This is a genomic window from Flavobacteriales bacterium (genome assembly GCA_013214975.1).
Classification (GTDB): domain Bacteria; phylum Bacteroidota; class Bacteroidia; order DT-38; family DT-38; genus DT-38.
In genome coordinates this window covers 1-9,286 of record JABSPR010000444.1, presented here as the reverse complement: position 1 = coordinate 9,286, position 9,286 = coordinate 1, and the positions used below count along the sequence as shown (strand labels likewise).

General features: G+C 35.9%; 9 protein-coding genes. 2 read left to right on the top strand and 7 right to left on the bottom strand.

Translation table 11 applies throughout. From position 1 onward, the window contains the following. The 4 genes from HRT72_13850 to rpmH all read right to left on the bottom strand — a co-directional run. Positions 1 to 734: sulfotransferase (locus tag HRT72_13850; protein ID NQY68792.1), on the bottom strand; the 734-nt coding region annotated here is incomplete at its 3' end. Positions 735 to 759: 25 nt separating this feature from the next. Continuing rightward, positions 760 to 1,011: a DUF4834 domain-containing protein gene (locus tag HRT72_13845; GenBank protein NQY68791.1), complete on the bottom strand. Its 252-nt coding sequence runs from the start codon at positions 1,009 to 1,011 to the stop codon at positions 760 to 762. A gap of 1 nt (position 1,012) precedes the next feature. Continuing rightward, on the bottom strand, positions 1,013 to 3,829 hold the full coding sequence (carB, locus tag HRT72_13840; GenBank protein ID NQY68790.1) for a carbamoyl-phosphate synthase large subunit: 2,817 nt from the start codon (positions 3,827 to 3,829) through the stop codon (positions 1,013 to 1,015). 160 nt (positions 3,830 to 3,989) lie between these two features. Beyond that, positions 3,990 to 4,145 carry a 50S ribosomal protein L34 gene (rpmH, locus tag HRT72_13835; GenBank protein NQY68789.1) on the bottom strand — a complete coding sequence of 52 codons (156 nt, stop codon included), beginning with the start codon at positions 4,143 to 4,145 and terminating at the stop codon, positions 3,990 to 3,992. 143 nt (positions 4,146 to 4,288) lie between these two features. On the opposite strand from rpmH, the gene HRT72_13830 reads away from it, so the two are divergent. Beyond that, entirely contained in the window at positions 4,289 to 6,082 is a 1,794-nt protein-coding gene (locus HRT72_13830) for an ABC transporter ATP-binding protein (GenBank protein NQY68788.1), read from the top strand. Here HRT72_13830 and rsmG read toward each other — a convergent pair whose 3' ends face one another. The 3 genes from rsmG to HRT72_13815 are packed head-to-tail and all read right to left on the bottom strand — an operon-like array spanning position 6,083 to position 8,365. Beyond that, positions 6,083 to 6,724, bottom strand: a complete 642-nt coding sequence (gene rsmG / locus HRT72_13825; protein ID NQY68787.1) for a 16S rRNA (guanine(527)-N(7))-methyltransferase RsmG — start codon at positions 6,722 to 6,724, stop codon at positions 6,083 to 6,085. Between the two features lie 7 nt (positions 6,725 to 6,731). Continuing rightward, positions 6,732 to 7,343: a sigma-70 family RNA polymerase sigma factor gene (locus tag HRT72_13820; GenBank protein NQY68786.1), complete on the bottom strand. Its 612-nt coding sequence runs from the start codon at positions 7,341 to 7,343 to the stop codon at positions 6,732 to 6,734. Beyond that, positions 7,331 to 8,365, bottom strand: coding sequence for a glycosyltransferase (locus HRT72_13815; GenBank protein NQY68785.1), 1,035 nt, complete (start codon positions 8,363 to 8,365; stop codon positions 7,331 to 7,333). The genes HRT72_13820 and HRT72_13815 overlap by 13 nt, the downstream gene beginning before the upstream one ends. A 159-nt stretch (positions 8,366 to 8,524) precedes the next feature. On the opposite strand from HRT72_13815, the gene tgt reads away from it, so the two are divergent. Next, a partial coding sequence (gene tgt / locus HRT72_13810; GenBank protein NQY68784.1) for a tRNA guanosine(34) transglycosylase Tgt occupies positions 8,525 to 9,286 on the top strand: 762 nt, incomplete at its 3' end.

The window sequence follows — 9,286 nt, the reverse complement described above, 5'->3', positions numbered from 1 at the left end:
TTTTCCATAATAGGTTTAACTACATTTCCCTTCCACTCTTTTTCATCCTCTTTAACCAAATCATGTTCATTTTCATAAAACGACAACATAGATGGTTCATAGCTTATTCCGATCGATTTGCACATGCTCTCCACTATCAAGTCTGGACTCCTTACCAAATCCTCATATCTGACCTCCAAATACCTCTCTTTAAATAAGCCTGGCCCGTCATTCAGAGCTTTCCTTACAAAAAATGCATAATCGAAAACATGTGCGAAAAATGGATACTTCTTACCCCAAGATGTTTTCATTCTTGACATAACAACATCTCTTGGATCCCTCACTATATGAATAACATAGGCTTCAGGAAACGCCATTTTCAATAATTTCAAATAATTCAAATTCATTGGATCCTTATCTCCAAAATGCATTTTACCTGATTTTCTCAAGTACGTTTCATTCATTTTGTCAAAAACATCTGTGAAAAAGTTAGTGGAGCTAAAGTCTATACCCCAAGCCAATTCCTTTGCATCAATGTCTAGCCTTTTAAATCCTTCATCTTTATTCAGTAAGTCAACCAAATCTTGGGCACTACTAATAGTACTAGTTGATTTACTTAGCAATTGTGGAACAATATAATTTCTAAAGAAATGAGATTCAGGAGAAAACGAAACTTCCGAATGTGAATCGAGAATACTTTGCAGTAGAGTTGTTCCAGACCGACCTGCACCAACAATGAACAACTGCTTCTTCATAGAAAGAATTATCTATTAGTATCCCTTAATCCACTTCTTCGAAGTCTGTATACTCGACATTCGATTTATTTTCAGTACCTGATTTCGAACTTTTACTTTCTACTCGAACCTCACCTTTCTCTCGATCTGAATCAGAATGATTAACGTTTTGATCCTGAAATCTTTGCTGCGCTTTATTAAACAACAACTTCAATAATATTGGCGCCACTATCCTACCGATAAATCGAATCCCATAGTACACCAAAACTATTATGAAAATAGTTTTTATTACACCCATCCTATTGACTTAAATACAAGTTTCTTTCTTTGTATATCTTTCTGAAGAAAGGATCTTTAAGATCGTCGATAAACTGAATTGCTTCCCCAGTCGATTTCATTTCGGGTCCTAATTCTTTATTTACGTTAGGAAATTTATCAAACGAGAAAACAGGAATTTTAATTGCATATCCCTTTTTAACTGGTTTAAAATCGAAATCAGCAACCTTTTTATCTCCTATCATTACCTGAGCAGCGTACTTAACATAAGGCTCTTGGTATGCTTTCGCAATAAAAGGAACTGTTCTTGAAGCTCTTGGGTTCGCCTCGATGATATAAACTACATCATCTTTTATTGCAAACTGAATATTGATGAGACCTACAGTTTTCAGCTCTATCGCAATCCTTCTTGTATAATCCTTTATCTGCTCGATAATTAAATCGCCTAAATTATAAGGAGGAAGCACTGCATAAGAGTCACCTGAATGAATACCTGCTGGTTCTAAATGCTGCATTACACCGATAATATAAACATCCTCACCATCGCAAATAGCATCCGCTTCTGCTTCAATTGCTCCGGATAAAAAATGATCTAATAAAATCTGATTACCTGGTAAAACATTCAATATGTCTATTACTTGATGTTCTAGGTCCTCTTCATTTATTACAATCTTCATTTTTTGGCCTCCAAGTACATATGAAGGTCTAACTAAGATTGGAAATCCTAATGTTTTACAGAGCTCTCTCGCCTCTTGTGCATCTTCAACAACACCGAACTCAGGATAAGGAATATCCATCTTCTTTAACAAAGAAGAGAATGCTCCCCTATCTTCAGCTAAATCAAGAGCGGCATAACTGGTTCCGACAATTTTCACACCATATTTTTCCAGTTTCTCAGCTAACTTAAGTGCTGTTTGACCTCCCAACTGAACTATTACTCCAACTGGATCTTCGTGCTTAATAATATCATAAATATGCTCCCAGAACACAGGCTCAAAGTATAATTTATCGGCTGTATCAAAGTCAGTAGAAACCGTTTCTGGATTACAGTTAATCATTATGGTTTCGTAGCCAAGTTCTTTTGCAGCAAGTATGCCGTGAACACAGCTATAATCGAATTCGATTCCCTGACCTATTCTATTAGGTCCAGAACCTAAGACAACAATTTTCTTCTTATCACTACGAACCGACTCATTTTCAGACTCAAATGTACTGTAGTAATATGGTGTCATCGCTTCAAATTCAGCGGCACATGTATCTACTAATTTATAAACTCGATTAATTGCAAGTTCAGTTCGTCGGTTATAAACTTCACTTTCCTTACAATCCAACAAATGTGCGACCTGACGGTCGGCATAACCTTTTTGCTTTGCTTCTAATAGAAGCCCCTTCTCTATCGTGTCAACATTAAACTTCGAAACTTCCGTTTCTAAAGCCAACATTTCTTCAATTTGATTTAAAAACCAGGGATCGATTTTCGTTTTCTCAAAAATTGTTTCGTGCGAGATACCCAATTTAAACGCATCATATACATGGAATAATCTATCCCAACTTGCATTACCTAAACTGTGTAATATTTTATTCTGATCCTTTAATTCTTTACCATCAGCTCCAAGTCCATTTCTACCTATCTCTAACGACTGACAAGCTTTTTGAAGTGCCTCTTGAAAAGTTCGGCCGATGCCCATCACTTCACCAACAGATTTCATCTGTAAACCTAAAGTCCTATCAGATCCTGGGAATTTATCGAAGTTCCATCGAGGAATTTTAACAATTACGTAATCCAACGTCGGTTCAAAGAAAGCAGAGGTGCTTTTTGTTATCTGATTATCTAATTCATCCAAATTATATCCTATTGCCAATTTGGAAGCAATCTTAGCAATTGGGTAACCGGTTGCTTTCGAAGCTAATGCAGATGACCTTGAAACCCTAGGATTAATTTCTATTGCAATAATATCTTCCGCCTCATCTGGACTTACCGCAAACTGCACGTTACAACCACCGGCAAAAGTTCCAATTGCTCTCATCATCTTAATAGCCATATCACGCATACGCTGATATGTCTTATCAGACATTGTCATTGCTGGTGCTACTGTTATGGAGTCACCAGTATGGATTCCCATGGGATCAAAATTCTCGATTGAACAGATAATAATCACATTATCATTTTGATCACGCAATAATTCTAATTCATATTCTTTCCAACCTAGTAATGCCTTATCGATTAAGACTTCATGTATTGGTGATGCATGCAAGCCAACAGTAAGCAATTCATCAAATTCTTCTTTTGTGTGAACAAATGAAGCTCCAGTACCACCTAAAGTATAAGAAGGCCTGATAACCAACGGGAAACCCAGTTCCTGTGCAATCTCCTTTCCCTCAAGAAATGACTTAGCAGTATGTGAAGGTGCGGAACCAACTCCAATATTGTCCATCAACCCTTTAAATGCCTCTCTATTCTCTGTTATCTCAATCGCTTCGATATCAACTCCAACAATTTTAATTCCTGCATCTTCCCAAATACCCAACTTATCACATTCGATACAAAGATTTAGAGCCGTTTGCCCACCCATTGTTGGCAACACTGCATCAATATCATGAATAGCAATTATCTCTTCGATAGATTCAACAGTAAGTGGTTTTAGATAAATATTGTCAGCAACAACTTTATCCGTCATGATAGTAGCCGGATTGGAATTAATTAGCGTTACTTCTATCCCTTCTTCTCTTACAGAACGAGAAGCCTGGGAACCTGAATAATCAAACTCACAAGCTTGACCTATCACTATTGGCCCGCTTCCTATAATAAGAAGCGATTTTATTGATTCATCTCTTGGCATTGAATGGTAGTATTATAGCATTTAAGTTGCTTGTAAAGTTAGCTCTTGAACATGGCAAAGCATGCTTTTCCTTAGCCCATTTTATTAACAAATTGTTCAAAAAAAAAGGAGTAACCAATAATGGAAACTCCTTTAAATAAAGTCTTTTTAGTAAAAGTCACTATTTGTGCGATCGCTCATCCGAAACACTTAGCTTCTTTCTACCTTTTGCTCTTCTTCTAGCAATTACTTCTCTACCGTTAGCAGTTGACATTCTCTCTCGAAAACCATGCTTATTCTTTCTTTTCCTTACGGATGGCTGAAATGTTCTTTTCACTTTTCTATTAATTTTGGGTTGCAAAAATACGGGAATTTTTCAATACAAAAAATTCTTTCTCGCTTATTATTTAAGGATTATTCCCGAAGCTCAAATCAATTGATATTTCTTTAATGATTATCTTTGCCACTGCTATATAGTTTATGAAAGAGAAAGAAGAAAAAATCAAGCTTACAAAGTCGTCTTTTAAAAAAGCAATGCGCATTTTAAAATTCGTTAAGCCATATAGATGGCCCTATTTCCTGGGCATTGTAATCCTTTTTATTGGCTCGGGAGTGATGCTTATCTTCCCTAAATTACTAGGCCAACTGGTTAATTCAGGTAATGGTGCGCTTTCCACTAAAGATTTAACACAAATAGGATCTGAACTGATCGGATTAATGTTAATTCAAGTAGTCTGCGCATTCTTTCGAATTTCACTCTTTGTAAATACAACCCAAAAAATGATTTCCGATTTAAGGATTGCTCTTTATTCCAACCTAATAAGACTACCAGTGCCTTTCTTTTCAGAAAGAAGAGTTGGAGAAATTAATAGCCGGATGGCTGCAGACATTACGCAAATCGAAGAAGCCTTTACAATAACCGTCGCCGAATTTGCAAGACAGCTCATTATTATTATTGGAGGTATTACTTATTTGGCATTTACTTCAATTAAGCTAACCGCACTAATGCTCTCTATTGTTCCCATGGTAGCTATCGCAGCGGTGATATTTGGAAAATTCATTCGAACACTATCCAAAGAAAAGCAAAATGAAACTGCTAGTTCTAATGTTATCCTAGAAGAAACATTACAAGGCATTGCTAATGTAAAGGCTTTTACAAACGAAATATTTGAAATTGCAAGGTATAGTAAGAGTGCTACTGATATTAAAAGCATTGCTATTAAAGGTGGCATTTGGCGAGGTGGTTTCGCAGCATTTATAATGCTTAGCTTATTCGGTTCAGTTATAGCAGTTATCTGGTATGCAGCCTTTCTTATCACGAAAGGAGAACTTAACAACGGTAATATTATTGAATTTATAGTCTTCTCTGGATTAATAGGAGGTTCGATTGGTGGACTTGCAGATAGATATGCGCAAATCCAAAAGACAGTAGGAGCTACAGAGAACTTACTTGATTTACTGGATGAAGATCATGAAGACATCAATATTGACAATTCAATCAAGCATTCTACTTTTCTTGGCAATATATCATTCAATAATGTAGGCTTCACCTATCCTTCCAGGAAAGAGATAAAAGTATTAAACAATATTTCTTTTGATGTAAAACAAGGGGAACAGATTGCAATCGTAGGCCCTTCAGGATCCGGGAAATCTACGTTAATCTCTTTGCTAATGCGTTTTTATGATGCACAGGAAGGAGAAATATCAATAGAAGGAAAACCTATATCTTCTTACTCATTAGAGGAACTCCGAGGACAAATGGCAATTGTACCTCAAGAGGTAATTTTATTTGGCGGCACCATTCGTGAAAACATTGCTTACGGTAATCCATCTTCAAACGAAGAAGAAATTAAAGCTGCTGCAGAAAAAGCAAACGCATTAAGCTACATAGAAAAATTCCCGAAAGGACTGGATACTATTGTTGGAGAACGTGGTGTTCAGCTATCAGGAGGACAAAAACAACGAATAGCAATAGCCCGAGCCGTATTAAAAAACCCTAACATTCTTATTCTAGATGAAGCTACCAGTTCACTGGATACTGAATCGGAAGAATTGGTTCAGAATGCTCTAGACAAATTAATGAAAGACAGAACTACCCTTGTAATTGCACATCGGTTATCAACCATTAGAAATGTAGATAAAATCTTGGTAATAGATGAGGGAAGCCTGACTCAAATGGGAACTCATGAAGAACTTATAAAGGACGAACAGGGCAGATACTTTAATCTCAGTAAGCTTCAGTTTAAAACTCCTACGAAAACCGTATTTGAATAATCAGACCTTCACAGAGATTATCTTTTTTGTCTCAAAAAATTCCTGTTCAAATATTTCAGACAAATTCCATTCTTGAATTAGCACATTTCCTAATTTCTTTAGTTCCGTATCAAAATCACCTCCCTTTAAATATATAATACCATTAGGAATTTCATTCTTACCACCTTTTTTAATTCTCCGACGAACTAGTTCATAGAAATCCACAAAATTCGTAACACCCCTGCCGAGTACATATGTGTACTGTTTTTTCACGTCTTCTGCACGAATGTGTTCTGCTGTAACATTTTTCAGCCCTAATTGTTCTATCAATTCATTGACTACTTTAATTTTTTTACCTCTAGCATCAATTAAATGAAATTTACAATGAGGCATAACAATGGCCAGAGGAAGCCCTGGAATACCTCCTCCGGTTCCCACATCTAAAAAACTTGTTCCTTCAACAAAAGTCCCGGTTCTATAAATGCTTAACGAATGAAGTATGTGGCGTTCGAAGAGAAAATCAATATCCTTTCTGGATATAACATTTATCTGATTATTCCACTCCCTATACATATTACCCATTTTCTCAAATTGAGCAATTTGGTCTTTAGATAAATTTGGGAAATACTTTAATAAAAGATTAGCATCGTCTGATAATGCCATGAATTAATTAGATTTTGCCGTGCAAGTTACGCATTAAGTTCTGGAGAAATTCACGCGCTCTAAACAACTGAGCTTTAACTGTGCCTAATGGAATATCTAATTGATCTGAAATTTCCTCATAAGAAAACTCATTAAAATACCTTAATTCAATCAGTTCTCTATACCTAGGTTTTAACTTTTGAACGACCTCTCTCATCATTAAAACCTTTTGTTTTTCAATGATTTTTTCTTCTGGATCAAGAGTTTCTGCCTTCAGGTCCATAGTGATTACACCACCCTCGTCATTCTCTACGGTGCGATCTATCGAAAGCATTATTTGCTTCTTCTTACGAATAAAGTCAATACAATTATTTGAAGCAATTTTAAACAACCAAGTACTAAACGCATAATCCGGTGTATACTGGTGTAGTTTTTTAAATGCTTTTCCAAAAGCTTCTATTGTAAGATCCTCAGCATCATCTCTATTGTTAACCATTTTCAAAAGCATGAAAAATATCGAATCACGATACCTATCCATCAATTCGGCATAGGCTTTTTGATCCTGATTTTCGACTGCAGCACATACCAATTTATAGTCATTATATGCCTTCTCAGACAACTTAAGTTTTAAATCAACCATTTGTTTCGGTTAGAATATGATGCTATTAGAGTTAGTACCGGTGTAAATAATGCTAATACTAGGTCGTATACAGACGAATTTAGCAATAAATCACTCTCACCCAAATTCTTTGCGCATTTTTTAAACACAACGAATTGTAGACAACCCCTTGCCACAAAGAGCAAAAGAACTGATTTCCAGTAGTCATCAGTTAATAATAACATTAAAATCAAGGAAAGAAAAAGAAAGGTGCTTCCTCCTAATAAACCAAGCACCAATTTAAATTTCGTTTTATAATACTGGCCAGTAGAGTAATGACGCAGTTTTTGAGAAGTATATTTTGCTAATGTCTGTTGAGGCTTCGATAACATCCAACTGTTCTGCCTCATCTCTACTTTTACGTTTTTACTCGTAGCCATTTCATTTATTAGTAAATCGTCATCGCCAGATTGCACATTTCTATAACGATCCAATGCATTGCTATTCTCAAACATCAATTTCCGATAAGCTAAGTTTCGCCCAACTCCCATATACGGAAGGCCAATTATCGACATTGAAAAATATTGTACAGCAGTATAAAATGTTTCGTATCTAATAAGGGAGTTCAAAAATCCCTTTTCTTTAAAATAAGGGCTATATCCAAGAACAACATCAGTATCGTTATCAAAATTACTTACCATACTTGTCACCCACTGATTTGTTGTGGCAACACAATCGGCATCTGTAAGTAACAAGATGTCGTTTTTTGCCACCCTCACTCCTTTCATTAGGGCCCCTTTCTTACCCATGTAATCCAAGTTTGAATCCCCACGAAGAACTATACTCACATTTTTGTGCTCACTCGATAATTCCTGTAAATATCCCCATGTACCATCTTCCGAATTATCATCCACAATTACTATTTCAAAATCGAAGTAATCTTGACTAAGTATTGAAGGCATATTAGCTTTCAAATTCTTTAATTCATTTTTGGCACATATAATAATAGAAACAGGATCAGAAAAACCCCCTTCTTCTCTCTTCTTATAAGAAGAGACTTTCAAGAATACTATCAAGTAAAAGAATACTTGAATAATAAACGCGACTAACAATATGTTAAAGAGTACTATAATGGCTTGTTTACTTTACTAATTCAAATTTACTCGCTTAGAACTTCTTATCGAATAAGAATAACTAATTTTGGTCTTCAAAATTAAGAACTATTGAAATTTACAATAACCCATTTTGATGATAAATCAAACGCAAGATCAGGTAAAATAGTTACCGATCATGGAAGTATTTCTACACCTTTTTTTATGCCGGTCGGAACACTCGGTGGTGTAAAGGGAATTCATCATCACGAAATATCAGAAGATATTAAAGCTGAGATAATGCTCAGCAATACCTATCACCTATTCTTACGTCCTGGATTAGAGGTGATTGAAAAAGCAGGAGGACTTCATAAGTTTATTAATTGGGATAAACCAATGCTAACAGATAGTGGCGGATACCAAGTATATTCTTTGGCCGAAAGAAGAAAAATTACGCCAGAAGGTGTAAAGTTTTCTTCTCATATTGATGGTTCAAAACATTTATTTACTCCGGAAAACGTAATGGACATCCAACGAACTATCGGTGCAGACTTTATTATGGCATTCGATGAGTGTACTCCATATCCATGCGAATATGAATATGCTAAGAATTCCATGCATATGACCCACGACTGGCTTAAGCGTTGTATCACACAATTTAACAACACGGAAAATAAATACGGTTACAACCAAACCTTACTCCCAATTGTACAAGGAAGCACGTACGAAGACTTAAGAAAAATGTCTGCTGAAGCGATTGCAGAAACCGACATGCCTGGTAATGCAATTGGAGGGCTCTCTGTAGGTGAACCTGCGGAGGAAATGTATAGAATGACAGACATTGTTACAAGTGTACTTCCAAAAGACAAGCCTCGATATTTAATGGGTGTTGGT

Excerpts from the sequence above, each read along its gene's own strand:
- HRT72_13845 (NQY68791.1), bottom strand. The coding sequence starts at position 1,011 with ATGGGTGTAATAAAAACTATTTTCATAATAGTTTTGGTGTACTATGGG.
- HRT72_13830 (NQY68788.1), top strand. The coding sequence starts at position 4,289 with ATGAAAGAGAAAGAAGAAAAAATCAAGCTTACAAAGTCGTCTTTTAAA.
- HRT72_13820 (NQY68786.1), bottom strand. The coding sequence starts at position 7,343 with ATGGTTGATTTAAAACTTAAGTTGTCTGAGAAGGCATATAATGACTAT.
- rsmG (NQY68787.1), bottom strand. The coding sequence starts at position 6,724 with ATGGCATTATCAGACGATGCTAATCTTTTATTAAAGTATTTCCCAAAT.
- carB (NQY68790.1), bottom strand. The coding sequence starts at position 3,829 with ATGCCAAGAGATGAATCAATAAAATCGCTTCTTATTATAGGAAGCGGG.